General features: G+C 42.6%; 26 protein-coding genes. 14 read left to right on the top strand and 12 right to left on the bottom strand.

The genetic code is table 11. The features are described 5' to 3' along the window. The 4 genes from QZZ55_RS16285 to QZZ55_RS16300 all read right to left on the bottom strand — a co-directional run. On the bottom strand, positions 1-887 hold an 887-nt coding region (locus QZZ55_RS16285; RefSeq protein WP_293268482.1), incomplete at its 3' end, for an EamA family transporter. A gap of 92 nt (positions 888-979) precedes the next feature. After that, positions 980-1,723, bottom strand: coding sequence for an AraC family transcriptional regulator (locus QZZ55_RS16290; protein WP_293268483.1), 744 nt, complete (start codon positions 1,721-1,723; stop codon positions 980-982). Further along, positions 1,720-2,553, bottom strand: a complete 834-nt coding sequence (locus tag QZZ55_RS16295; protein WP_293268484.1) for an MOSC domain-containing protein — start codon at positions 2,551-2,553, stop codon at positions 1,720-1,722. The genes QZZ55_RS16290 and QZZ55_RS16295 overlap by 4 nt, the downstream gene beginning before the upstream one ends. 98 nt (positions 2,554-2,651) lie before the next feature. Further along, on the bottom strand, positions 2,652-3,539 hold the full coding sequence (locus QZZ55_RS16300; RefSeq protein ID WP_293268485.1) for a hypothetical protein: 888 nt from the start codon (positions 3,537-3,539) through the stop codon (positions 2,652-2,654). Positions 3,540-3,652: 113 nt separating this feature from the next. Between QZZ55_RS16300 and QZZ55_RS16305 the strand changes: the two genes are divergently transcribed. The 3 genes from QZZ55_RS16305 (at position 3,653) to QZZ55_RS16315 (ending at position 6,011) form a co-directional block, all read left to right on the top strand. Then, complete coding sequence (locus QZZ55_RS16305; protein WP_293268486.1) at positions 3,653-4,444, top strand: helix-turn-helix transcriptional regulator; 792 nt, start codon at positions 3,653-3,655, stop codon at positions 4,442-4,444. Positions 4,445-4,549: 105 nt separating this feature from the next. Beyond that, complete coding sequence (locus QZZ55_RS16310; protein WP_293268487.1) at positions 4,550-5,152, top strand: LysE family translocator; 603 nt, start codon at positions 4,550-4,552, stop codon at positions 5,150-5,152. A gap of 13 nt (positions 5,153-5,165) precedes the next feature. Next, positions 5,166-6,011, top strand: a complete 846-nt coding sequence (locus QZZ55_RS16315; RefSeq protein WP_293268488.1) for an AraC family transcriptional regulator — start codon at positions 5,166-5,168, stop codon at positions 6,009-6,011. A gap of 67 nt (positions 6,012-6,078) precedes the next feature. On the opposite strand, the gene phaZ is transcribed toward QZZ55_RS16315, so the two are convergent. Beyond that, positions 6,079-7,740, bottom strand: a complete 1,662-nt coding sequence (gene phaZ / locus QZZ55_RS16320) for a polyhydroxyalkanoate depolymerase (RefSeq protein WP_293268489.1) — start codon at positions 7,738-7,740, stop codon at positions 6,079-6,081. 188 nt (positions 7,741-7,928) lie between these two features. Further along, positions 7,929-8,498, bottom strand: a complete 570-nt coding sequence (locus QZZ55_RS16325) for a TetR/AcrR family transcriptional regulator (protein ID WP_293268490.1) — start codon at positions 8,496-8,498, stop codon at positions 7,929-7,931. A gap of 113 nt (positions 8,499-8,611) precedes the next feature. On the opposite strand from QZZ55_RS16325, the gene QZZ55_RS16330 reads away from it, so the two are divergent. Further along, complete coding sequence (locus tag QZZ55_RS16330) at positions 8,612-9,274, top strand: glutathione S-transferase family protein (protein WP_293268491.1); 663 nt, start codon at positions 8,612-8,614, stop codon at positions 9,272-9,274. A gap of 15 nt (positions 9,275-9,289) precedes the next feature. After that, positions 9,290-9,748, top strand: coding sequence for a DUF4442 domain-containing protein (locus tag QZZ55_RS16335; protein ID WP_293268492.1), 459 nt, complete (start codon positions 9,290-9,292; stop codon positions 9,746-9,748). On the opposite strand, the gene QZZ55_RS16340 is transcribed toward QZZ55_RS16335, so the two are convergent. Then, the gene (locus QZZ55_RS16340; RefSeq protein ID WP_293268493.1) at positions 9,745-10,623 is read right to left on the bottom strand and encodes a DMT family transporter; all 879 of its coding nucleotides are present in this window, start codon (positions 10,621-10,623) and stop codon (positions 9,745-9,747) included. The two genes, QZZ55_RS16335 and QZZ55_RS16340, sit on opposite strands and share 4 nt — an antisense overlap. A gap of 36 nt (positions 10,624-10,659) precedes the next feature. Continuing rightward, on the bottom strand, positions 10,660-11,946 hold the full coding sequence (locus QZZ55_RS16345) for a DEAD/DEAH box helicase (protein WP_293268494.1): 1,287 nt from the start codon (positions 11,944-11,946) through the stop codon (positions 10,660-10,662). A gap of 375 nt (positions 11,947-12,321) precedes the next feature. Here QZZ55_RS16345 and QZZ55_RS16350 point away from each other — a divergent pair, with 375 nt between their 5' ends. The 8 genes from QZZ55_RS16350 to QZZ55_RS16385 all read left to right on the top strand — a co-directional run bounded on the left by QZZ55_RS16350 (position 12,322) and on the right by QZZ55_RS16385 (position 19,763). Beyond that, on the top strand, positions 12,322-12,591 hold the full coding sequence (locus QZZ55_RS16350) for a hypothetical protein (protein WP_293268495.1): 270 nt from the start codon (positions 12,322-12,324) through the stop codon (positions 12,589-12,591). 213 nt (positions 12,592-12,804) lie between these two features. Beyond that, positions 12,805-13,257, top strand: coding sequence for an NfeD family protein (locus tag QZZ55_RS16355; protein WP_293268496.1), 453 nt, complete (start codon positions 12,805-12,807; stop codon positions 13,255-13,257). Between the two features lie 27 nt (positions 13,258-13,284). Then, complete coding sequence (locus tag QZZ55_RS16360; protein WP_293268497.1) at positions 13,285-14,139, top strand: stomatin-like protein; 855 nt, start codon at positions 13,285-13,287, stop codon at positions 14,137-14,139. Positions 14,140-14,253: 114 nt separating this feature from the next. Then, positions 14,254-14,658, top strand: a complete 405-nt coding sequence (gene mscL / locus QZZ55_RS16365; protein ID WP_366512337.1) for a large-conductance mechanosensitive channel protein MscL — start codon at positions 14,254-14,256, stop codon at positions 14,656-14,658. Between the two features lie 116 nt (positions 14,659-14,774). Next, positions 14,775-14,969 (top strand): DUF1289 domain-containing protein, encoded by a 195-nt coding sequence (locus QZZ55_RS16370; protein WP_293268499.1) that lies wholly within the window; start codon positions 14,775-14,777, stop codon positions 14,967-14,969. Positions 14,970-15,143: 174 nt separating this feature from the next. Next, positions 15,144-15,884, top strand: coding sequence for a glutathione peroxidase (locus tag QZZ55_RS16375; protein ID WP_293268500.1), 741 nt, complete (start codon positions 15,144-15,146; stop codon positions 15,882-15,884). 133 nt (positions 15,885-16,017) lie between these two features. Further along, entirely contained in the window at positions 16,018-17,397 is a 1,380-nt protein-coding gene (locus tag QZZ55_RS16380) for an FAD-linked oxidase C-terminal domain-containing protein (RefSeq protein WP_293268501.1), read from the top strand. 164 nt (positions 17,398-17,561) lie between these two features. Further along, positions 17,562-19,763, top strand: coding sequence for an EAL domain-containing protein (locus tag QZZ55_RS16385; protein WP_293268502.1), 2,202 nt, complete (start codon positions 17,562-17,564; stop codon positions 19,761-19,763). A gap of 70 nt (positions 19,764-19,833) precedes the next feature. Here QZZ55_RS16385 and QZZ55_RS16390 read toward each other — a convergent pair whose 3' ends face one another. The 3 genes from QZZ55_RS16390 to QZZ55_RS16400 all read right to left on the bottom strand — a co-directional run bounded on the left by QZZ55_RS16390 (position 19,834) and on the right by QZZ55_RS16400 (position 22,456). Continuing rightward, on the bottom strand, positions 19,834-21,126 hold the full coding sequence (locus tag QZZ55_RS16390; RefSeq protein WP_293268503.1) for a DEAD/DEAH box helicase: 1,293 nt from the start codon (positions 21,124-21,126) through the stop codon (positions 19,834-19,836). Between the two features lie 126 nt (positions 21,127-21,252). Next, on the bottom strand, positions 21,253-21,657 hold the full coding sequence (locus tag QZZ55_RS16395) for a DUF4332 domain-containing protein (protein ID WP_293268504.1): 405 nt from the start codon (positions 21,655-21,657) through the stop codon (positions 21,253-21,255). Between the two features lie 142 nt (positions 21,658-21,799). Beyond that, positions 21,800-22,456 (bottom strand): 2OG-Fe(II) oxygenase, encoded by a 657-nt coding sequence (locus QZZ55_RS16400; protein WP_293268505.1) that lies wholly within the window; start codon positions 22,454-22,456, stop codon positions 21,800-21,802. A 73-nt stretch (positions 22,457-22,529) separates the two neighbouring features. Here QZZ55_RS16400 and QZZ55_RS16405 point away from each other — a divergent pair, with 73 nt between their 5' ends. Continuing rightward, on the top strand, positions 22,530-23,033 hold the full coding sequence (locus tag QZZ55_RS16405; RefSeq protein ID WP_366512336.1) for an NlpC/P60 family protein: 504 nt from the start codon (positions 22,530-22,532) through the stop codon (positions 23,031-23,033). Between the two features lie 182 nt (positions 23,034-23,215). On the opposite strand, the gene QZZ55_RS16410 is transcribed toward QZZ55_RS16405, so the two are convergent. Continuing rightward, positions 23,216-23,683 carry a hypothetical protein gene (locus tag QZZ55_RS16410; protein ID WP_293268506.1) on the bottom strand — a complete coding sequence of 156 codons (468 nt, stop codon included), beginning with the start codon at positions 23,681-23,683 and terminating at the stop codon, positions 23,216-23,218. Between the last annotated feature and the right edge of the window lie 585 nt (positions 23,684-24,268).

Raw genomic sequence — 24,268 nt, forward strand, 5'->3', positions numbered from 1 at the left:
TTCAAGCGAAATGAGATTCGGTTTTTCCAGTTAATTCCTGCTATTGCAGAGCCGCTTACAATAGCAATACACGCTAAGAGTAGTGACCAACTTAGTGGTGCTTCTCCAGCGGCTATTAATAACAACACGGAGATTAGTGGCGCAGCATAGGCGAGTATGCCGAGTAGCTGTAAGTTGCCGTGTTTTACGCCATAGTCCCATGTGAAAAAGGCGATGCCTACTGGGCCAAGACCAAGCCCTACTATTCCTACCCATTGCATACCTGTGTTTGGCCAGACGGTTGTCTCCCAAGTAAGGTGGCATAATAGTGCCAATATGGCGGTCGCGGCACAAAACCAACCGACTGCATCGGTGGGAACGGCGCTAACCAGCCTGCTAGCAACGGAATAACCAGACCAGATGAAAGCGCAGGCGAGTGCTAATAGGTAGCCTGGTAGGTGTTCACTTTGAAACCCTATCTCACCTTTGCTGATGAGTATTGCGCAGCCGCATAAAGCGAGGAGAGCCCCTGTTAAGTACTTCAACTTAAAGTGTTCTCCTGGTAACAGAGCAGCGAATAGCACAATTAATAGTGGCCAAAGGTAAGCCAGCAAGCTGACCTCAACCGCAGGAGCTTTTGTCATGGCAACGAAGTAGCAAAAGTGATAACCAAAGTAGCCACCCACGCCTAATAGCCACGCTAATTTGGGCTGTCGAAGATGGCGTAAACCTAGATGCCCTTGACACCACCATCGTAAGCTCATCAGGACAAAAGCAATACTGAAGGTCATCGCCATCATTTGAAATGCAGGGATATCTCCATTAGTTAGGCGTGTGAAAAGTGCGAGAGAACCCCACAAGATAATGGAAATGGAGCCTATTAACGTTGCACGTTGTATTGGAGACATGAATTAACCAACAGTTTTGCGTGAGAGAGTTGATAGTTTATGTCCGGAGGCGAGCGTATGTCTTTGTTGGTATGGCTGAATTCTTTGTTGATCTAGCGGAGTTGCTTGTTGATTTGGCGAAAGAAGCGAGGGGAGTGACCGAAGTGCTTTTTGAATCGGTCGCTGAAAGCTGAAAGGTTGCTATAGCCAACACGATTGGCCACTTGTTGAATATTGATCGTGCTTGTTTCTAGTAGCTGCCAAGCCTGCTGCATGCGTTTTTCAATTAAATACTGCTGTGGTGTCATGCCGATGTGACGGCGAAACAATTCATTGAGTTGGCGTTGGCTGAGGTTCGCCACGGTCGCTAGCGTTGCTGCTGATATAGGCTCGTTAAAACGATGATCAAGGTAGCTTTTCGCCGCTTCAATACGGTGATCTATTTGTAAAGAGGTATTGAAGTGCTCTTGTAGTAATTGAATAAGTAGCAAAAGCATTTGGCGTTCGCTGCTTGTGTTCTGGGCCTGTTTGAGTAACAGGTTCTGATGAAGGAATGATACGTATTGTGCCAGTGCACCATCTAGAGGGATAAAGGCTGGCAGTCTTTCAAGTTGTGGCGCAAGTGCTGTAGGTACATCAGCGACAACAAAGGTATTTAGACCTGATGCTGCGAATTCATGGTTATTGCCTGCGCAGATGACTGCTGCCTGCTTGGGAAATACTTTGCCTTCCTTGTTCTCAATGCTCATAACAAGGTTCCCAGCTACAGGAAGGACCAGCTGGTGGTAATCATGCTGATGGGATTTGGTTTCAAGGCTGTAGCTGCGCAGGTCTAACGTTAGATTTTTTTGCTTCATTCAATCGTACGAATAATATCAACAGGCGTTTGTTTAATAACTTCAACTGCCATACCTGCTTCAATAACACCACAGTTCTGGGCGATGAGGTTTTGCCCAAATAATGCGCCTCCTTTATGGGCGCGGCGATATTTGAGCATAGTCCGAAGAGGTTCTTGGCGAGGATTAAACTCAGTAGATTGCGGTGGTAACGTTGTTAGTTTGCAACGCTCGCAAGGGGAATGAACACTGAAGCGTACCTCGCCAATCTGAATTTCTTGCCAATTATCTTCCGCAAAAGGTGCGTTGCCGGTAGCGACCAAATTTGGCCGAAATTGTTGCATTGCAATAAAGTCAGGGCAGCGCTCTTGTAGCCAATCAAGCGACGCTGTGCTGGTCAGTAGTAAGGGGTACCCGTCGGCAAAGCTAACTTGTTGCTCGGTGAAATCTTTAATCGGGCGTTCTGTTTTTTCACCAAAAAACAGAAGTTGGCAAGGAGTGTCTAAAAATGCACTGATCCATTGTTGAGCCTCAACACCGCAATGTTGTGCTTGCATGACTTGTTTCCATACCTCTGTTTCCCGGTAATCATCAAGGTAGTCAGTTTCATGCAGTTCTAGCGTAGGAGCACCTTGTGCCGCAAGAATTAAGCCGCCATCAAAAGGTGTTGCCATTAATTGTGTCAACTTGGGATACTTTCTGGCGGTCATAAACAATCCGCTTTCATCAGCGACCATGTATCGGCGGTCTCCGCTTAAACCGAGTTCATCGATCCAGCCGCGGCTGAGCTCGATGGGAGCGCACGATTTTACTGGGTATTGATGAATACTGTGTAAGTGAATCTCGCTCATCGTCATGTTCCCTATTGAGTGCGGGTATGAATTAAAAGACATCATAAGTTAATCGCACAGCAATAGGGTTGTACAGGTTTTTAAAGCAAATTAATGTATTACAGGTGAGTTTTTATCTCCCAAGCAATAACCTTATTGTCCATCATGAGTGGCGTATAGAGTGATGTGGCGGTTGCGCCAATATCTGCTAGCCCTTTGGAGAGCGATAGGGATAGTCGGCGTTCTTTATCGTTAAGTTCAAATAACTCACCTGAAATCCAATCACTAACATATAGGCTGTTATTGATAGATACGATGCCATCTATATTACCGAGTTCAACACCGGAAGAGACTGCTGATAATCTCATCGTAGTTGGGTTAAGTTGGTAAAGTGAGCCTGGTGTTTGAGTCGTAAAATCTGGATTGATAGCTTTACCCCAATTACCGATCAAGAGTTGGTCGTTGTGCCACAATAGTCCGTTAGGGTAAGGGAGCTGTTCGTCACGGAACCATACGGACAATTGGTTATTGCTCAGTTGGTATATTTCACCGCCAAGAAAGTCTGAGATATACACATCTCCATTCGGCGACGCTGTAACATCATTAAGCATTTTTGCGTTGGGAGCGAGAAACTGCTTTATCACTTTTCCTTGGTCGATATCGATCATGTGTACTGTTTGCATATCTGCAACAAACAAGTGCTTGCCTATGATAGCCATTCCTTTTGGGGCGTTAAGTCCTGTTATCCAATGCTGATCAAGTACCTGTCCTTCTGATGTGATTTTGCTGATATAACCTTGTTCATTCAGCTCAGTGGGGGCTCCGTTAATATTAGAAACATACAGATAATTATTACTCGCATCTGTAACAACTGACTCTGGTTGATTTAGGTTATCAATACTCCAGCGTTGTGTCAGTGTGTCGTGTGCCCAGAGTGGGCCACTCAATAAAAGTGGGCTGCTCATTAGTAGTGAAGTGATGAGCGTTGATTTAAGCAAAGTATGCATTTAATTATCCTCGTGTTATGTTGTGTTGAGGATAGCTATTTGATCTTTATATTCAATTAATAATTATTTTGGTATTAAAATATGATTCTTTTTATCTGATTTAGGACAGCGTAATGGAAGGGCAGAAGCAGCGTTCAGGTTTATTTGCAGTATTGAAGCGGGTTTTGAAAGCTCAGGGTGTGCATTATCGTGAATTGGCTCAGATGATGAATGTCTCTGAGCCAACCGTTAAGCGAATGTTTCAAGAACAGGATTGCAAAGTAAGCCGTCTTATTGAAATCTGTGATTTAGTGGGTTTAAGTATTAATGAGTTAGTGGAGTTGGATGCTGACAGAACAACTGACGCCACTCAGCTGTCTATTGATACTGAACAGGCGTTAGCTGATGATCCTGGGCTGACTTCATTTTTTATGCTCTTGGTGAGTCAGTTTGATACAGAAACTATCGCACAAAAAAATCAGCTATCTGCGACTGATGCGTATTTATATCTGCGTGAGTTAGAAAAACTAGAAGTGATTCGTTTGGGGAAAAACGACCAAGTTCATCTAAGAGTGAGCCGGCCTATTAAGTGGCGCTTGGGTGGTCCGCTGCATCAAACGTTGCTAAACGTAAATCAGCGCTTTATTCAGCAGGCAATAAGCGCCAAAGAAGGTGAGGGTGTGTTTTACTCAACTAGTCGTCTTTTAAGTGATCAAAGCATCATGCGTCTTAATAAAGAGGTTGATGAGGTGTACCAGCGCTTTCAAAAGCAGGCAACATTGGATCAGCTGTATTACGCAACGACAGAGTTAAAGCCTTATAAGTTGGTGGCTACCTTAATGCCATTTGAAATAAGCCGCTACTTTTTAGTACCACCTTTTTCTAACCGCCCCTTATTGGGTGACGATCGTACTCGAGTTCGTTAGAGCCGTAATGTTCGCTACGATATCTATCCAATATAGCAAGAACGTTCAATAATTATACCTTTCCGGTAGGTAGTCTTTTCCTTGTATTCAAAAGAGGGTAAAGGGATGGCTGCGGTAGTATTGTCGATGATTATTTTTGCGCTGGTAGGGGCTATATCTCCAGGTCCTGTGAATATTATAGCAACCGGAGCGGGTGCTAATTTTGGTTTTGTTAAGGCGTTGCCACATGTGCTTGGAGCGACGGTAGCGTATGCGTTGATTGTGTTTCTTGTGGGTGTTGGGCTGAATGAAGTGTTGCTGCGATTCCCACAATTTACTGATGTTTTGCAGTACATAGGGGGAGCGTTTCTTTTATACATGTCATTTAAAATTGCCACAGCTAACCCCGTTGATATTGAAGTAGTGGGTCAAACAATGCCGCCTCATTTTATTGAGGGAGCCTTAGCACAAGGGCTAAATCCCAAAGCTTGGCTGGTATCGATGTCGGGAGTGAGTTTATTTGTGTCGGCACAAAATCCAGCCTTTTTTTATTTGCTGGTTTTCTGTTTAGTTTCATTTTTCATGTGTTTGGTCGGTGTTGGAACATGGGCTGTAATGGGACATCTTATAGGGAAGTATTTATCAGATAGTAAGCATCAGGTTTTGTTTAATCGGGTGATGGGAGTACTGTTAAGCAGTACGGTGATAACGATGTTTTTACAAAGTTGATAAGGTGGCTTTAATGGACCAAAAAACGGCTGAGCTTACACGCCAAGGAATAGGCTTGGATAGTTCTTTGTTTTTTAACAAAAGCAGGCTGCTTCCTGGTATTGAGCTGCGCCGTGCAAAGCGTTCAACGGCTTGTTATGCAACGCACTCTCATGACGAGTATTCCTTTGGTGTTATCGACGCAGGTGTCGCAACGTACCATAACAGTACACGTAAATATTGTATCGGCGTGGGTGATACAGTATTGATAAACCCCGCGGATGCTCATTCTTGTAATGCTATGGAAGGAGATTGGTCTTATCGTATGCTGTTTGTTGATCCGCAATGGATTAAGCGCTTACAGCAAGATTTAGAGTGTGACCAAGAAGCAGATCTTCTTCCTTTTCGAGCTTCGCATAGTAGTGATCAGGATTCTTTTTCAGGTTTTGATTTGCTTTTTAATTGCCTGATATCCAGTAATAACCAGCTTCAAGCAGAATCATTGCTATTAGAATATCTTGGTTCTAACTTGGCGCTAAAGCAGCCCATAAGTACCAAATCTGATGTTGTTTCGGTCAGGCGTGTGCAGGAGTTGATACAAGATCAACTAGGTGAAAATTTGACGCTAGACGAATTTTCAAAGCAAGCAGGCATAAGCCGTTATCACTTGATTCGTAGCTTTAAGCAGGTACATGGCCAAGCGCCGCATGCTTTCCAGTTAGATGCCCGTATTAAAAAAGCAAAGTTGCTATTGCAGCAAGGCCATACTCTAATCGAAATCGCAGGGGTTTTGGGTTTTGCTGATCAAAGCCACTTTCAGCGACACTTTAAGCAACGAATGGCAATAACACCTAAGCAATATCAAGCGTTCTTTATTTGAGATAAATAGTTTTTAATTGAAAAAAAACCGATCATATAGATCGGTTTTTTTGGTATGGCCAGATAACTTATTGCTTATTCTTTATGGCTTCAAGTACTGCGTTAGACACTTTATTTAGCTGCGGTTTCGCTTGAGCCGGAGTTTTAGGCTGCGCTTTAGGTAACTCTTGAGCTTGCGCCTTAGGTTGAGCCTTTAGCTTTGCTGTAGGTAACTCTTTAGCCTGCGCCTTAGGTTGAACTTTTGGCTCTGCTTTAGGTAACGCTGGAGCCTGCGCCTTAGGTTGGGCTTTTGGCTCTGCTTTAGGTAACGCTTGAGCCTGTGCCTTAGGTTGGGCTTTTGGCTGTGCTTTAGGTAACGCTTGAGTCTTCGCCTTAGGTTGGGCTTTTGGCTGTGCTTTAGGTAACGCTTGAGTCTTCGCCTTAGGTTGGGCTTTTGGCTGTGCTTTAGGTAGCTCTTGAGCCTGCGCCTTAGGTTGAGTTTCAGGCTGCGCTTCAAGTTTCTTTTGGCTTAGCGCTTGTGCTTGAATAAATGCCTTAATCTTAGGGCCAACCTCTTCACGGAAACGACGTCCGTTAAAGATACCGTAATGACCAACTTCTGGCTGTACGTAATGCTCACGCATGCTGTCTGGTATGTTGCTCAATATGTCATGAGCTGCTTTTGTTTGACCTTTACCTGTAATGTCATCGTTTTCACCTTCTACAGTTAACAAGGCTGTTTGCTTAACGGCGGAAGTATCAATTAGTTTTCCTTCAAAAAGCATCTCACCCCGTGGTAAACGGTGCTCCAAGAATACTTTACGAATAGTTTCTAGATAGAAGTCAGCGGGTAAATCCATAACAGCTAGATATTCGTTATAAAAATCACGATGCGCTTCAGCACTGTCACCATCACCTTTGACTAGGTCATCAAAGAACTTAAAGTGCTTTTTGATATGGCTGTTCCAATTCATGCTCATGAAGCCTGAAAGCTGGATGAAGCCGGGGTACACTTTCTGACCAGCACCTGCAAAATCGGCTGGTATTGTATTGATTACGTTTTGTTCAAACCATTCCAGGTCTTTACCCGAGGCGTAGTCATTGACTTCAGTTGGGCTGATCCGCGTATCAACAGGACCGCCCATCAGCGTTAGCGAGCGTGGAATGTTAGGATTGTTACGTTCAGCCATGATGGTTGCCGCAACCATCGCTGGTACGCTGGGTTGGCAAACAGCAATCACATGGGTGTCTGGGCCTAAAAACTCAAGGAACTCGATTAAATAACGTACATAATCATCAAAGGTAAAACCGCCTTCGTTGAAAGGGACATCCCGCGCATTTTGCCAGTCGGTTATATATACTTCGTGGTCTGGAATGAAGTGCTCAACAGTGCCGCGTAACAAGGTCGCGTAATGGCCAGACATAGGCGCTACTAGCAAGACTTTAGGGTGGTTGTATTTTCCGGTGCGGCGAAAATGTAATAGGTCGCAGAAAGGAAGGGCATAAGGCACTTCTTCTCTGATACGAATCTGCTCTGCGTTGATGGTTGTTTGTGTTAAACCAAACTCAGGCTTTTCATAGTTATCAGTGCAGCGAATGACCAATTCCAGCTGTGCTAGCATTGTGCGTGTCATTGAACCTTCTAAAAAAGGCTGCATCCAAGATAGCTTGAGCTGTTTTTTCCACGCTTGTGCCCAAAGATGTAGCGGTTGGACAGACTGGTTTAGCGTGTGATGTAGGTGGTACAGCATAGAATAATTCCTTATCAATCTATATTGATTGATTCATTATTTATCTGCAACAAATATATATTGCAGCGCAGCATTTATGGTCTAGAGTATAGGTGATTGTTCTTATGTTGCAAGACTAATATGTCATTCAGTAGCGTGCTGCTTCGCAGCAAATAGGTTGTTAGCTATGCGCGCTTAGTAATGATTGTCTAAAGAGCGGGCGTCGCCAATGCGGCATGGCAAGACGATAGTAGTTCTTTTGCTAATTCATCATCATTGATTGCTCGAGCAATGGCTAAGCCACCAATCAACATGACAGCCTGTTGCATGCTTCGTGTTGTATTTTTAGTCCCGCTTTGCTGTATCGAGTGCTTATCTAGGTTCTTAACAAAGCCTTTAAAGACGCGAGTATAAGCATTACGCACCTGATCATCTCGCTGGGTAATATCGGTTGTCAAAAATGCTAAAGGACAGCGAAAAAGATCACCTTGTCTGTGCTCCATGCTTAGGTAGGTTTTTAGCAGCCCATCGAACGACGGTGCTTCAGGGTTTAGAGGGTCGGTTTTTCGGCCCGTACTCATAGCGGCTGTAATAATCGACTCAGCATAGAGTTCAGCTTTAGAGCTAAAATGTGCATAGAAAGCCCCACGTGTTAGCCCTGCATCCTTCATGACGTCATTAATGCCGATATGGTCAAAGCCATTTTGTGCGAATAGCTTGGCGGCACTGTTGAGAATTCTTTCTCGGGTTTTCTTCTTGTGTTCATTATTCCAGGCCATGGTTTGACGCCTCTTGTTTTTTAACCAGTATGCAGTATTAATAAAATATGTTCTTGAACATATTGTGAATAGTTTTACATTGATGGCATGTCTACTAATAATGAGAATATCAAATGAACACTCAAGTACAGATTTTAGGGCCGCAGTTCAGTACGATGGTTCGCACTGTTATGCTTTGCTGCGAAGAGAAAGGCATTACTTATCAAATAGGTATGCAGATTAATGGCAATGACATTCAGCGTAAAGAGGCTAGCCACCTAGCCCTGCATCCTTTTGGTAAAATTCCTGTATTAGTGCATGGTGAGAATCAGATTTTTGAGACAGCGCCCATCTGCCGGTATATCGATGCTGCTTTTTCTGGTCAAGCGCTTCAGCCGATAGATACTTATCAGCGAGCACTCGTTGATCAATGGTCACAAGCTATTTCATGTTACGTAGACCAAGCGCTCGTACGGCAATATTTACTTGAGTTTGCTTTTCCTAAGGGAAATAACGGCTCTATTCGTTTGGATAAGGTAGCCGATGCTCAACCAGAAGTGATGAGTATGCTAGTGCAATTAGAAAAGCAATTAGCTGATCAGGCATTTATTTGTGGAGTGCAATATAGCATTGCAGATGCGTTGTTAACGCCCATGTTAGATTATCTTGCGTCTCTCCCTCATGCTGACTCACTGTTTACGAGCGACTCATCATTATTGTCATATGTTGCTAGAATGCGTGAGCGACCATCTGGAAAGGTTGTTCTAATACCTGCTGATAAATCTCAAGGTAAGTAAATAGGGAAGTAGTACATGAAGTGGTCACCTCGTGCGTTGAAATTCGTACTGAATATTTATGGCCCATATTTGGGTGCTGGCATTCGTATTATGCATATTGACCCTGAATGGCGCGAGATGCATGTGCGTATGAAATTACGTTGGTATAACCGTAATATTATGGGCACTCATTTTGGTGGAAGTTTGTATGCCATGGTTGACCCTCAAATGATGCTCATGTTGATGAATCGCTTGGGAAAAGAATATATCGTGTGGGATCAGGCTGCAGAAATTGAATACATTAGGCCTGCTCGGGGTACGGTCGAAGCTCATTTAAGTTTATCCGATACACAATTGGATGAAATTAAAAATAAAGTATCTGATGGGGCAGCGTACCGCCCCTCGTTTGATATAGCTATCTGTGATCTAGATGGGAAAGTTGTGAGTAAGGTTAAAAAAGTATTGTATGTGAAACGTAAAAGCTCTCAAGCCTAAGCAAGGATCACGCAAGCAGCACCTAAGACAATTAACGCTAACCCGAATAGATCTCTTTGACTCAGTTTTTCTTTAAACCAGCGTGCCGATATGAAGAGTGTAAATAGGACTTCAATTTGGCCGAGGGTTTTAACCAGCGCAACTGTTTCTAAACTCATGGCAGTAAACCAACCGAGTGAGCCTAGGCAGCTGAACAAGCTGATGGTGAGTGTAAGTTTAGGGCGCTGCCATAAGGCGTTGAGTGTTGTTGGTTCTTTAAGTAGCAACCACACGATGAGAATAGCAGTTTGCGTTGAAATGACGCAGAGTAATACCCAAGCCGCACTGTAGGGAAATGGCAAGCCTAGCATTAAGCTTGCTTCCCTGACCCATAGCGTTGTCAAAGCAAAGGCTAATCCACTGCCTAACCCTAATGAAGCCGTCTTTAATGAGAGTTCTTTGAATGAGCCGCTATTGCTCATCAACCAAATGGCTATCGCACCAATAATGACGCCAGTCCAGGCAAGCCAAGATAAGGGTGCAGCAAAGAAAAAAGCGCCTAGTGTGGCGGCAATCACCGCTTCGCTTTTCGCTAAGCCAACGCCAATGGCATAATTTCTGAGGCGAAAGAGCTTTACCATTAAAGCCGTTGCAATAATTTGTGAAACAGATGCTAGCACCACAGTGATAAAAAAATTAGTACTAACTGTTGGAAGGGGAGTTGGCTTTACTTGATAAAGTGTCCACAGATACAACGCAGCTAATGGACTTGCATATAGAAAACGCGCCAGTGTGACTCCCGCAGTACTGACCTCTTTACTGAGCCTATTTTGAAAAGCATTACGCCAAGACTGCATAAAAGCAGCGAAGATAGTAAAAGGAATCCATAGGCCCATTAACGGTCTATCCTTTGGTTGATGGAGAGTAAGCAACTACTTTTTAAAAAGTGAACGTCGTAATGCTGGTGCTGTTGGCGTTTCAGTCTCGGGAGCTTGATACTGATGTTTAGGTTTAATATTTCTCTTTTGTGCCCCTTTCTTTTTCGAAGATTTAGGCTGCAGGGGTTTGCCATCAATTATCTGGCCATTTTCGATAAAAGGGACAGGTTGTAGCGGTATTCTTTTATTAATGAGTGCCTCTATTTCAGTTAGGTAGCACCTTTCGTCTGGTGCAACTAAAGAAATCGCTTGCCCCGAAAGGCCGGCACGCCCCGTACGGCCGATTCGGTGGACATAAGCTTCTGGCTGATTCGGTAGGTCATAATTTACAACACGAGGGAGCGATTCAATATCAATACCACGTGCAGCAACGTCGGTTGCTACTAGTACTCGTATCTCGCCCGCAGCAAAGGCTTTTAGTGCATGCGTACGCTCGCGTTGTAGTTTATCGCCATGAATAGCTAAGGAGCTAATTTCTTCTGCTTGTAGGAACTCAGTGACTTGATCTGCACGCTTTTTAGTGCGCGTAAAAACCAAGGTTTGTGTCCATTTTCCACCATTAATTAAATAACTCAAGATCTCGGATTTATCTTGATTATCCACTGCGTAAGCTACCTGTTTGACTTGGCTGGTGGTTGAGTTCCTTGTGGAAACATTAATGCGTTTTGGCTCACGCAGTAATGATTCTGCCAGTGCTTCTATATTGCTGTTAAAAGTGGCGGAAAATAGCAATGTTTGTTTGTTTTGCGGGATAAACTTTAGGAGTTTCTTAATGTCATGGATAAACCCTAAATCAAGCATGCGGTCAGCTTCATCCAGAACAAGCACTTCGAGTTGTTCTAGTGAAAACTTCTTTTGTTCTAGCATATCCAGTAATCGACCAGGTGTTGCTACCAAAATATCTGTGCCGCGTTTCATTTTACGAATTTGATTATCAAAACGCACACCGCCATAGATGGATATAACGCGAACGCCCAATGCTCTCCCGTATGCCAGTGTATGGTCACCGACTTGCATGGCAAGCTCACGAGTAGGTGTGAGAATTAATCCTCTAATGTGGTGGTATTCGGTTCCTTGTGGTGCGCTACCAAATTTCTCGATCATGGGTACAGCAAAGCTGGCCGTTTTACCCGTCCCTGTTTGGGCTTCTGCCATTACATCATGCCCTTGAAGGATGACAGGAATGGCTTGTGCTTGAATAGGAGTAGGCGTGTGGTGTCCTAGCTCATCCAGCGTGAAGAGTAATTCAGGGCAAAGATTTAAGTCAGAAAAAGCGGGCATGAGTCGTCCGGATAGAAACGCAAGGAAAGAAGCTAATGATGAGCGCTGAGTTTACAGGAAATGCTTAAATTGAGCGATAGGCGTTGATAAGGGTTGACATCATTTGAGGGGCTGTTTTAATAGACGGCCACCTTTCGGTGGTTAATATGTAATTAAGTAGTAAATTTTTTTGAAAGAACAGGATCTGATGACGCTAATCAAGATGTGCTCGGTCGTACGAACTCCCGCCTCCAATATTCATTGGAAGCGAATTTTCGTTTGTCCGTTGGCTCTGTTCTAATTTTTTGGCCGCGGATATCTTCGCGGCCGATAGTGATTCCCCTACTACCTCCCTTCGAAGATATCTCTGGCAGTTTTTAACTGAGGAGATAAATCATGACATTATTAAGCTTATTGGTAACCGGATACAAAGCCCTTCAAAAGCGTTTGGATGCACAGTATACCTATCAATCTATGGAGCACTTAGATGAGCGCCTATTGATTGATGTGGGTTTATGCCGCAAAGGAAACACCATTATTGCTTTGCCAAGAGAAAAAACAGCTACACCTGCGAATAAAAAACAGGTAAACAGTGTGTCAATTGAACAAACTGGTTGTGCTGAGCACGCTGACCAATGTTGCTTACTGCAAGAGAGTGGGGGGTAGCTAAACCATAGCGACAGGCTGTTGCTATGGTATCTCTATTAAGCGGGCGAAACAGGATACGAGCCCGCTTATATTAGCGAAGATAAACGAACACTTTGCTAGGAACTTATAGATATCCACTATAGTCTAGTGTTAGTAGTACGTGAATGGCTGGTGTAGTGTATGTCAGCTATCTGCTTACTGACGATATAAAAACAGAGGAGTTTTTTTGCAATGGAAGTGACTCTACTTTACTGGCACTGGCTAGTATTCGGGATGCTTTTAATGGCAGCTGAAATGTTTATTCCAAGCTTTACCATTTTCTGGTTTGGACTGGGCGGTATCGTAGTCGCCGGGCTCTTAGGAATAAACCCCGATATTGCCGTAAGTTGGCAGTTGTTTTGTTGGGCTGCGGCATCATCGGTGTTTGCGCTATTATGGTTTAAGTTATTGAGACCTAAAATGACTGACCGAACAAAAGCAGGTATTGCCCGTGAAGCAATTTCAGGTGAAAGTGGCCAAGTGATTAAAGCACCTACTGAGCATTCACGGGGTATTGTTCGGTTTACCACACCCGTATTAGGTGATGATGAATGGGAGTTTATTTGTAGCACAGAAGTTGTTTTGGGGGATCGGATATTTGTAAAAGAGTTATCCGGCAATACATTGTTGGTTGATAAACGTTAACTATAAAAAATGGCAGGAGTTTTGGGAATGGATGGTTTAATGATTGCGGGTGTATTACTGTTTCTGGTGATATTGACACTGGCGATGGGGGTCAAAACAGTTCCACAAGGAAGTAAATTTGTTGTACAACGTTTGGGCAAGTTCCATTCAACGCTGGGCCCTGGGTTGAATATCATCATGCCCTATATAGATCAAGTTGCTTATAAAGTAACAACGAAAGATATTGTGATGGATATACCTTCGCAAGAAGTTATCACTAAAGATAATGCTGTGATTATTGCTAATGCAGTAGCTTATATAAATATCGTAGCACCTGAAAAAGCAGTATACGGTGTTGAAGATTATAATCTGGCTATCCAGAACTTAGTTCAAACATCATTGCGTTCCATTATCGGTGAAATGGGGTTAGATGATGCTCTTTCTTCACGTGATCAGATTAAAGCCAAACTCAAAGCTGCTATTTCTGATGATATTTCAGATTGGGGTATCACGTTAAAGACCGTAGAGATTCAAGATATTACGCCTTCAGATACGATGCAAAGCGCTATGGAAGAGCAGGCTGCTGCTGAGCGTCAGCGTCGTGCCGCGGTTACCCGTGCGGAAGGTGAAAAATCGGCTGCAATTCTTGAAGCAGAGGGACGACTAGAAGCATCTAAACGTGATGCCGAAGCTCAAGTTGTATTGGCGAAAGCCAGCCAAGTAGCGATTCAGCGAGTGACAGAGGCCATTCAAGGTAACGAACTACCCGTGATGTATATTCTGGGTGAAAAATACGTAGATGCAATGGCCGCGCTGGCTAAGTCAGATAATGCTAAAACGGTAATATTACCAGCAGATATTCCTGCTGCTATCCAAGGGATGATGGGTGGTCTTAAAAAGTAGTTTAGTGAAGTCATTCGGGTAAGTAGCCCCTCAAATAGTAAGTTAATACTGCGTTCATCGCCAAGCAAGACAATGGTATGACTAAAACTATAATGCGAGGGCTATGCTGTGAGTATGTTAAAGGAATTTAAAGAATTTGCTGTCAAAGGCAATGTGATGGATATGGCGGTCGGTATTATCGTGGGTGCAGCCTTTGGTAAAATTGTATCGTCATTTGTAGGTGATGTTGTTATGCCTCCTATCGGTGTCATGTTGGGTGGTGTGAACTTCACAGATTTAGCGTATGTATTGCAAGAGGCGGCGGGTGAGACTGCCGCTGTCGCGATTAATTATGGTAAGTTTCTGCAAACTATTATTGATTTCGTCATTGTTGCTGGTGCTGTTTTTGTTGCTGTTAAAACGATCAACTCTATGAAGAAAGTTGAAGAAGCCCCAGCAGAACCAGAAGCGGAACCAGAGCCTTCTAAGGAAGAAGTATTGTTGAGTGAAATTCGTGATTTGTTGAAAGCACGAAATTAGAAGCAGCTCTAGTCAGTTAGCACCTGTTGTGTAGGGTGTACGCTAGGTGCTGAGTTTAATTCTTTATATAAAAGGTGCGTTAACACGCACCTTTTTTTATGATTTATACTGACCTTATGAATGATGTAGAGAAAGTGAAATCACCTTGTGTGCGTCAATGCTGCCTTGATGAACAAGATATTTGTTTGGGCTGTAGTCGATCCTTACAAGAAATTCTTGATTGGACAGTGATCACGGAAGAAGAACGGCGGGCGGTACTAGTGCAAGCCAAAATACGAAAAAAACAACGTAATCAAATGTTTAGACCTTAACTCTACTTGTCTTTAGGTGATAGTTCTTGCTTGAAAGTAGCGATATGATGTAGCCGGTTGTTAGTTCATAGTTTATAGCTATTGAAGGGCTTAAAAAAATCAATTTTCGTAGCGTGCTCAATATGACTATAGTGATCTCAACAAATTAGAGATTAACTAATCAGGAGATTACAGATGTTAGATAACCGTGAAGGTCAGGCTGTTCCTAGTGTTACTTTTCCTGCTCGTGCTGGTAATGATTGGGTAAATATCAGTACTGATCAATTATTCAAAGGTAAAAATGTTATTGTTTTTGCCTTGCCGGGTGCTTTTACACCTACTTGCTCAAGTACCCATTTACCTCGCTATAATGAATTGGCTCCGGTTTTTAAAGCAAACGGTATAGATGATATTGTTTGTATATCTGTGAATGATACCTTTGTTATGAATAGTTGGGCTGAAGACCAAAAAGCTGAAAATATTACCTTCATTCCTGATGGTAACGGTGAGTTTAGTGCCGGTATGGATATGTTGGTAGATAAAAGTGATATTGGATTTGGTAAGCGTAGCTGGCGTTACTCTATGCTGGTAAAAGATGGCATTATTGAGAAAATGTTCATTGAACCAGATTTGCCAGGAGATCCGTTTGAAGTATCTGACGGCGATACTATGCTGAACTACATTAATCCAAATGCTGAGCAGCCTAAACGCGTAACTTTGCTAACTAAGCCAGGGTGTTCACATTGTACTCGTGCAAAAAAAGCGTTGCAGAGTAAAGGGTATAAATACGAGGAAATTGAACTTGGGCAGCACGGTGTAAGCTTTTCAAGCTTAAATGCACTTTCTGGACAAGGGACCACACCACAGGTGTTTATTGATGGTGTGCATGTTGGCAGTGCTGATGATTTAGAAGCATGGCTCGTTAAAAATAGCTAAATTTTACGGTATGCGAAATAGATTACGCCTGTCAGTTTTGATGGGCGTTTTTATGTCCCTTAAGAGTGACTATGGTTCTTTATCTCCTCTCTGTTAAGCTGCATGAACAGCTTTAATATGAGGACGTAAAGAGATGCCTGGGACTTTTACTGTTGCTATTCAAGCATTACAAATATTATTAGGAGCACGGCTGGAGACATCCAGTAGTGTCAGGCTGCATCATGCCCATGATGAGTCTTTCCATACTCCAGCATCGCCTGATGCTGTTGCATTTCCCAAGAGTACTTCTGAAGTATCTGAAATTGCCCGCATTTGTGTACGCCACCATATGCCTATGTTGCCTTTTGGAACAGGCACCGCTATGGAAGGAGGTGTCAATGCATCTCAGGGAGGGCTAAGCATTGATATGTCATTGATGAATAATGTTCTAAGTGTGTCGAATGAGGATATGGACTGTACTGTGCAAGCAGGTGTGACTCGTATACAGCTCAATGAACATTTACGTGATAAAGGGATATTTTTCCCCATTGATCCAGGAGCAGATGCTTCTATTGGTGGGATGACAGCAACCCGTGCTTCAGGGACCAATGCAGTTCGTTATGGAACAATGCGTGAAGCTGTTTTAGCGTTAACGGTTGTGACGGTTGATGGGAAAATTGTGAAAACGAGTAGTCGGGCTAGAAAGTCTGCTGCAGGTTATGACTTAACACGCTTGTTTGTTGGGTCTGAAGGCACCCTAGGAATAATTTGTGAAATAAGCCTTAGATTACATGCGATACCAGAGGCTATTTCTGCAGCTGTTTGCTCTTTCGAATCGATAGACGGGGCGATTAATACAGTAATAGAAACAGTTCAGATGGGGGTTCCTATTGCGCGTATTGAGCTGCTAGATGATGCAGCCATTAAAGCGGTTAATGCTTATAGTGGTACGAATTACTCTAGCTTACCTCATCTTTTTTTAGAGTTTCATGGTACCTCTGCATGGGTTGAAGAGCAGGCCACTATAGTCAAAGAATTGGCTCATGAAAATTCAGGAAGTGAGTTTCAATGGGCATTGAATACGGAAGATCGTACTGCTTTATGGCAAGCACGGCATGACTTTGCATACGCTGTTCGAGCTATGCGTCCGAATGCTAGGATTTTCTCAACAGATGTTTGTGTACCTATATCGCAATTAGCAGAATGTATTATTGAAACGCTTGATGATATTAATAATGTGGGCATGGCTATGCCTATCGTCGGTCATGTGGGTGATGGGAATTTTCATGTCGTCACCGCTGTTGATACAGAAAATGAAGATGAAATGAAGGTGATTGATGCATTTCATACGCGGCTTATCCGTAGAGCATTGAGTTCTGGGGGGACTTGTACCGGTGAGCATGGCATTGGCCAAGGTAAAAAGGCTTTTCTATTAGAAGAGCTTCCCGCAGGAGTTGAGTTAATGCGAGTGATTAAGCATGCTCTGGATCCTGATAATTTGATGAATCCAGGAAAAGTGATTGATATTGATTAGTCTCTGCTTATGTCTTTTTGGTCTTACAACTTTAGTGCTCGGGGCTATACTTATTTAAACTAAGAGCAGATAGACTGGCAGAAACTATTGATTGAGCGGAAGTGGAGAATAAAAAACTATCCTTATATAACGCATTCTAAATATTATTTCAGGGATCAGGAATAATGAAATTAGTTGCTTTACTGAAAAGGCTTGTTGATCATAGTCCTCTATGGCCAGCTGTTGCTATTGTGTTTTTAGTGCTCTTAATCTCATCTTTATTTATCCAAAGTGAAGTTGAAAGGCTTAAGAGTGAATCGTTGTTTAGAGCCGCAAGCCAAGTGGGTATTATTCGTGCTCGCTTGGAAGGCGAAATAAATGCGAATTTGTCTGTTCTTAAAGCCTTACAAGCAGAAATAACGATTAATCCTGACATGGAACAGTCGAGGTTCGATCAGTTAATGAAAGCCCTTTTATCTGATGACTTACATATTCGTCATGTGGCGCTTGCACCTGATCTTACCATTAGGTTTGTTTACCCTCTTAAAGGAAATGAGCAAGCCATCGGTTTAAATTACACGGGAAATAAAGACCAAGTTAGCTCTGTTCTTGATGCTATTCAGTTGAACAAAATGGTGTTGTCAGGGCCCTTAGAATTAATCCAAGGAGGGAAGGCTTTAGTGGCACGCTTACCTGTTTACTTGCGTAAGCAAAATGGGCCCTCTTTATGGGGGGTTGTATCTGCTGTTTTGGATTACCAAAAAATATTGGATTCTGCTGAGATTACAGAACACTATTATGGTTTGATGCTAGGCATTCGTGGGAAAGATGGCACCGGCTCAGATGGTGAGTTGTTTTTTGGGTCTGAAGATGCTTTTGGAACAGGTGCTGTTATGACAAATATCACCCTCCCGCATGGCGAGTGGCAGCTGGCAGTATTGCCTAAGAGCGGTTGGGCAGCCCCAACAAAAAGAATCTACTTATTATGGGTCAGTGCTTGTTTTCTTGCCATCGTCATGGGCGCGGCAGGCTATTTGTTAGCGCTTGTTTATCAGCAAAAAGCGCAAGCCATTACGACAGCAAACTATAGAGCTAACTTTGATGCTCTTACAGGGTTACCTAACCGCTATTTCTTTAGTCAGAGGTTAGAAAGTCTGATTAAAGAGATGCGACGAGAAAAACTAGATTTTGCAGTGTTTTTCATTGATATAGACCACTTTAAACAAGTAAATGACAGCACTGGACATGGTGCTGGCGACAAATTATTAGCTGATTTTGCTATGCGCTTGCAGCAGTCAGCACGTGACTCAGATATCGTTGCTCGTCTTGGGGGAGATGAGTTTGTTCTTGTTTTGCGTAATGTCAGGGATGTCATTCAAGCAGACTTGTTAGCAGAGAAGCTTCAAAAGAAGATTCAGCAGCCCTTTATGATAGGAGGGCGGCCTTTTTTGGTGACGGCGAGTATTGGTATCGCAATGTATCCTATTGATGGAAAGGATGTTACTGGTTTGTTACTACATTCTGACCAAGCAATGTATACAGCAAAACGTGCAGGACGAAACAAGCACTTCTTTTTTAACGAAGGTATGAGGGAAGAGGCTGAGCAACATTTACTGGTACATGCTGATATTTTACGTGGGTTGAACGCTAATGAATTCGAGCTGTATTATCAGCCCATATTAAACATTAAGAACCAGCAACTTGAAAAGTGTGAGGCACTGATTCGTTGGAATCACCCTGATAAAGGTTGGGTAATGCCGGATTCATTTATACCCGTTGCCGAACGTACGGGAGCAATTGTTAATATTGGCAATTGGGTCTTGCAGCAAGCCTGCAAAGATATGCGCACTTTTTTGGAAGCCGATATTGATATTAAAATTGCAGTTAACCGTTCTGTCAGTGAATTTTATTCGGCAAAAGCTTTTGAGACTTGGAAGGGCATCTTTAATGAGAACGGAGTTGATAGTCACCGGTTTGTTTTTGAAATTACAGAATCGATATTTATGGAGCAGAACTCTATAAAAATGAGTGTGATTAATTCATTACGAAATATAGGAGTTCAGTTTGCAGTTGACGATTTTGGTACCGGCTACTCCGCAATTAATTATTTGCGCAACTATCCAGTGGATTATTTGAAGATTGATAAAAGTTTTATTCAGGATTTGCTATTGGATGAGCAAGATAAAACATTGGTTGAAGTAATTATAAAAATGGGTAGAGCGTTGGGTATAGTTGTTGTTGCTGAGGGTGTTGAGGAGCAGGCTCAGTTAGATATATTAGAGCAGTTTGAGTGTGACTATATCCAAGGATATTTGCTTTCCAAACCTAAGCCACTAGGGCATATTATTGCGATGTGTCACGAGTATATGGATCAGAAAAATACTTGACCAACGATTATTAGGAAATGAAGTAATCGTTGGTCATTTTTGTTTTTTAGAGGGCTTCTCCTTTGCGCAGCTACTTCCTTTTTAGAGGCGCAAAACCATCGACAATAACACGGTTCTTAGGTTCACTTGGGCGAGCGTTTGGCTTCTTGTTTGCTTTCGCTTTTTTGTCGAGTTTCTTTTTCTTTGTTCCTGCCGCTTTTCCTGATGCTTTCAGTTTTTTAGGACCTGCGTAACTCCCTTCAAGCCCTTTGATAACTCTTCTTTCAAACTGTGTCTTTAAGTACCGCTCGATACTAGACATTAGGTTCCATTCTGTTGGACCTATTAAAGAGATCGCAACGCCTTGTTCACCTGCTCGTCCTGTTCTGCCAACACGGTGGGTATGATCGTCACCACTGCGTGACATCTCCACATTAATGACAAGATCTATCCCTTTTACGTCGATACCCCTAGCAAGAACATCTGTTGCTACTAATACATTAATCTTTCCGCTGGCGAGCAAGCTCATTGCATGCGTGCGTTGCTCTTGAGTTAAGTCGCCGTGAATCACGCCTGCGCGAATATCGTTATATCGGAGATAGCCATTTAGGCGAGTAGCATTAACTTTCGTGTTAGTGAATACGATGGCTTTTTCAAATGAATCGTTTTTCAGTAGCCAGACGAGTTGTTTATCTTTAAGTGCAATATCGTTGGCTAGAATAACTTGTTGGCGAATGCTTGAGTGTACTTCTCGGTGGCTATTTAGCTTTATCGACACAGGGTCATTCATTGATGCAGTAATGACTGAACGCATACCCGCGTGAGCTAATGTGGCGGAGAAGAGCATAGTTTGGCGGTTATCAGGGCATGAATTGCAAATACGCTCAACATCTTCTTGAAATCCCATGTCCAGCATACGGTCAGCTTCATCTAATATCAGATGTTCAATGTCATCTAATTCTATGGTTTTTTTATCGAGGTGGTCAATGAGGCGCCCCGGTGTAGCAACCAGTATTTCTGGATTTTTCCTGAGCCTTGCCGCCTGAGGTTTAAATGTTTCACCGCCACAAATTGTATCTGTTTTAATAAAAGTGAATTGAGCGAGCGCATCTATATGCTTAGCAAGCTGTTGAGCTAGTTCTCGTGTTGGTGTGAGAATGAGGACGCGGGCTCCACTTTGAGGTGCCGGAGAATCCAATAGTGCATGCAAAACGGGGAGTGCAAAAGCGGCGGTTTTACCGCTCCCTGTTTCGGCTGTTACCAACACATCTTTTCCAGCAATAGCTGCTGGCATAGTTGCATTTTGAACATCAGTTGGCTTAGTAAAAGATAGTGCGTCGAGTGCTTTGAGCAAACGAGTATCAAGGGAAAAGTCTGTGAACACCGTGTGCTACTCTCTGAAAATTCATAGTCAGAGTGCATCTTAGCAGAAATGAGCTATCTAGGAGAGAGGAAAAGCAAAACGGCAAGCAAGTTGCTTGCCGTTTGCGTGTAGTGACTAGGTCAATACTTAGTAATGGATAGCGCGTGGTAATTCTTTAGCTTGTGCCACCCACTCTTCTATCTGAGCACTCGTTGGCATTTTTTCAGCAAGGTTTTGCTCAGTATTACACTCTTCCATTTTGGCATGAAGGTTTACTCCATTACGTTGTGCCAGTTCTGGGACTGTGTCAACGCCAGCAAGCTCAAGTAAATCGGCATACACAGTGCTCACGCCTTTTACTCGTGCTAAATCAGCACGATTCAACCAACCTAGGATCTCTTTTTCATCTATTCCAGTGTTGTTAGCAACGTCTTTTCGCCCCTTTTTTTCACCGCATACGGTTAAGAAGCTTTCTTGGGTCGTTGCTCCTGCAGCTTTTAGTTTTTCTGCAGAAGCTTCATTAATGCCTTTGATATCAGTCAGTTTAGCCATGCCTTCATTTCCTCAGTGTTTGTTCAACCGTTATGAGTAATTGTAAGTGTGCTACCTGAACAGTAGCGAAATATCGCTACTATCAACAGTAATTAACCTATCATTTAATAGTAAGGCTCCAGATTGGAATGTACCAGCTAATTCAATACTCAGGGTCTACCTTTGTTAATGAGGAGCTGTTTACGCGAAACCATCCAGCAATGCTATAGCGGTCTTTGTATACTTTCTTTACTTCATGAGGGAACTCATCACTTAAGAATATAACGAGAATGCCTGCTTTAGGGTTTACATGAAGTGGTGCGCCGGTATTAGTGTCATAGATTACGAGGTCTCCGCCATCTTTTTTATCCCAGTTACTATTCAGGTAAAAAACAGTGGTTAATACCCTATTCGTTAGCCCTTTAAAGGCGTCTACATGTTTTTTATAAAATGCGTCGCAAGGGTAATGGGCAAAGTGGGCTTCATAGTCAAATAATCCCATAAATAGTCTTTTATTCATGGCAATTCTTAATGCTTCCATTTCCAATAAATAAGCCGACTCGGCATTGTTAGAGGCTGATAGCCAACATATACGGTCTGTTCTTATCGTGTTATTGAGTTGGTGTTGCTGGTTTCGACCAATGCCTGCAGGTTTGAAATGCGTAGCATGCGTGACTGCTTTAGCAAGCAGGCTGCTGACTAATCCGGGTGGGAGCGCGTCAGTTAATACAATGTATCCTTGCTGTGAAATAGTATTAGCAACTAAGTCAAGCGTCTCTTCTGTTAATGTGGAGCTATACTGAGTTGGTAAAGTGCTCAAAAAAATAACCCCATGAGAAAAGCAAAAACAGAAGTAAGAGTAATTGAATTAATTACAGAGTGGTTAGTGATATATGATGCAATTTTTAAATACGTGTATTGTCATGTTATTTCGTAAGCGTGTTTATATAGCCATGTGTATGTTTCTTACAGGGTGTGCTGGGCAAAGTTATCAGCCTGAAGAAACGGCTTACACGCCTGTTAAAAGTCAGTTGCAGGCCCATTTCTCCCGCTGGAGTGGAACGCCTTATAAATACGGAGGTAATTCTCGACGCGGTGTAGACTGCTCCGCTTTTGTGGCAATGACTTACAAAGAGGTCTTTGATATTTATTTGCCCCGTACCACTAGAGCTCAGTCTGTTATAGGAAATGAAGTGTCGAGATTCTCCCTTCTTCCAGGAGATCTTGTGTTGTTCAAAACTGGATTGTTGGATCGCCACGTAGGAATATATATTGGAAATCAATATTTTATGCATGCATCAGTAAGTAAGGGCGTTACACAATCAAGGTTGGATAATCCTTATTGGAAGAAGAAATACTGGAAAACAATTAGACCGACTAATCATTTATTAAAGTAAAAAATTGTTCGTAAAACAACCAGCTGTTGTTGGATGTGGAATAGGTATTCCCTAACCAAATACTAAGAGGTTATGCACAGGTTCCGCTCGTGCTTATGCATAGAGAATGTTGATAAGTGCTAGTAATAGAAAAGAGGGTGGTGAGTTTTCTTACCCTCTTTATATGCTAGGTAAGGCGTTGGTTACTGGTTTTTGGTTGATTTCTTGGTGTCTTTTTTACTTGTGCTTTTTTTGTTTTTCTTTGAAAGCTTTTCAGTTGATTTTTTGTCAGATGATTTTGCTTTCTTGGTTTTTTTAGCAGATTTTTCAGCCTTTTCTTTTGCTAGTTTCTGTTTTTTAGTGAGTGCTGGTGTGTTGTTTTTCTTCTGAATAGATTTTGTTGCTGATTTTTTAGCGGCAGCAGAAGATTTTTCGGTTGTTTTATTCGCTGAGCTTTTTAAAGATGATTTGGGCTTTGCGCGACAGTGGCTTTTTACACTGGCACCATCAGAGCGTTTATAGCCGGTTACCCAGTAGCACGAATTACTGTTGTTACAGGCGGAATCTGTTTTTCCTTTGCATGCAGATGCCGACATGGCTTGAGAGCTGCTAAAAAGAGCAAAGATGATCAAAAATGTACGTAAAAAACGCTGATGGTTTAAATTAAACATGTGTTAATTCCTATAGAAAGTTATTAGTAAGCGATTTCCATTCGCAGAACCATTAAAGGCTACGACAAATGAACCTAAGTTGAACTGCAGATGCTGTTTGATTTGGATGTCTATAGAAGGTGGATTTAATCTTAGCTGCTACACTAAAGTGTAACTATATTTAGAGCAGGTGAGTTATGAGCGCATCCCTAGAAGAGAAATGAGAATTGCTCTTTTTTGCACGTGTTATTATCAGAGGATCATGTATGTGGGCACCTCTTTAGCTCATGGATTATGTTTTGAATCCGTTTTTTGTGAGAGAACGTTGTAAAAAGAAGAGGTGTTATTAAACCAAGAGCCTCATATAGATATTTATTCACATCAATTAGGCATGGCTTTAATGGATTTTTTGTGTCTGGATATAGATAATAGCAGGCGTTTATTGGCGCTTGAGAGTGTTTTAATTCACAGTGCTATGCTTGGATTTGAAGAAATAATGTTAATTCATGGACCCTTAGAAAAGTCGATTAACTGTATGAAATATAATAATAGCCAGTTTGTTGGTAGGCAATGATGTCCTCTCTTTCGTTCACACTTCGCAATACA

The sequence above is a fragment of the Neptunomonas sp. genome, assembly GCF_016744175.1.
Classification (GTDB): domain Bacteria; phylum Pseudomonadota; class Gammaproteobacteria; order Pseudomonadales; family Balneatricaceae; genus Neptunomonas.

Bases quoted from the DNA above. Each gene is read 5' to 3' on its own strand.
- QZZ55_RS16290 (WP_293268483.1), bottom strand. From the start codon at position 1,723: ATGAAGCAAAAAAATCTAACGTTAGACCTGCGCAGCTACAGCCTTGAA.
- QZZ55_RS16295 (WP_293268484.1), bottom strand. From the start codon at position 2,553: ATGAGCGAGATTCACTTACACAGTATTCATCAATACCCAGTAAAATCG.
- QZZ55_RS16300 (WP_293268485.1), bottom strand. From the start codon at position 3,539: ATGCATACTTTGCTTAAATCAACGCTCATCACTTCACTACTAATGAGC.
- QZZ55_RS16305 (WP_293268486.1), top strand. From the start codon at position 3,653: ATGGAAGGGCAGAAGCAGCGTTCAGGTTTATTTGCAGTATTGAAGCGG.
- QZZ55_RS16310 (WP_293268487.1), top strand. From the start codon at position 4,550: ATGGCTGCGGTAGTATTGTCGATGATTATTTTTGCGCTGGTAGGGGCT.
- QZZ55_RS16315 (WP_293268488.1), top strand. From the start codon at position 5,166: ATGGACCAAAAAACGGCTGAGCTTACACGCCAAGGAATAGGCTTGGAT.
- phaZ (WP_293268489.1), bottom strand. From the start codon at position 7,740: ATGCTGTACCACCTACATCACACGCTAAACCAGTCTGTCCAACCGCTA.
- QZZ55_RS16325 (WP_293268490.1), bottom strand. From the start codon at position 8,498: ATGGCCTGGAATAATGAACACAAGAAGAAAACCCGAGAAAGAATTCTC.
- QZZ55_RS16330 (WP_293268491.1), top strand. From the start codon at position 8,612: ATGAACACTCAAGTACAGATTTTAGGGCCGCAGTTCAGTACGATGGTT.
- QZZ55_RS16335 (WP_293268492.1), top strand. From the start codon at position 9,290: ATGAAGTGGTCACCTCGTGCGTTGAAATTCGTACTGAATATTTATGGC.
- QZZ55_RS16340 (WP_293268493.1), bottom strand. From the start codon at position 10,623: ATGGGCCTATGGATTCCTTTTACTATCTTCGCTGCTTTTATGCAGTCT.
- QZZ55_RS16345 (WP_293268494.1), bottom strand. From the start codon at position 11,946: ATGCCCGCTTTTTCTGACTTAAATCTTTGCCCTGAATTACTCTTCACG.
- QZZ55_RS16350 (WP_293268495.1), top strand. From the start codon at position 12,322: ATGACATTATTAAGCTTATTGGTAACCGGATACAAAGCCCTTCAAAAG.
- QZZ55_RS16355 (WP_293268496.1), top strand. From the start codon at position 12,805: ATGGAAGTGACTCTACTTTACTGGCACTGGCTAGTATTCGGGATGCTT.
- QZZ55_RS16360 (WP_293268497.1), top strand. From the start codon at position 13,285: ATGGATGGTTTAATGATTGCGGGTGTATTACTGTTTCTGGTGATATTG.
- mscL (WP_366512337.1), top strand. From the start codon at position 14,254: ATGTTAAAGGAATTTAAAGAATTTGCTGTCAAAGGCAATGTGATGGAT.
- QZZ55_RS16370 (WP_293268499.1), top strand. From the start codon at position 14,775: ATGAATGATGTAGAGAAAGTGAAATCACCTTGTGTGCGTCAATGCTGC.
- QZZ55_RS16375 (WP_293268500.1), top strand. From the start codon at position 15,144: ATGTTAGATAACCGTGAAGGTCAGGCTGTTCCTAGTGTTACTTTTCCT.
- QZZ55_RS16380 (WP_293268501.1), top strand. From the start codon at position 16,018: ATGCCTGGGACTTTTACTGTTGCTATTCAAGCATTACAAATATTATTA.
- QZZ55_RS16385 (WP_293268502.1), top strand. From the start codon at position 17,562: ATGAAATTAGTTGCTTTACTGAAAAGGCTTGTTGATCATAGTCCTCTA.
- QZZ55_RS16395 (WP_293268504.1), bottom strand. From the start codon at position 21,657: ATGGCTAAACTGACTGATATCAAAGGCATTAATGAAGCTTCTGCAGAA.
- QZZ55_RS16405 (WP_366512336.1), top strand. From the start codon at position 22,530: ATGATGCAATTTTTAAATACGTGTATTGTCATGTTATTTCGTAAGCGT.
- QZZ55_RS16410 (WP_293268506.1), bottom strand. From the start codon at position 23,683: ATGTTTAATTTAAACCATCAGCGTTTTTTACGTACATTTTTGATCATC.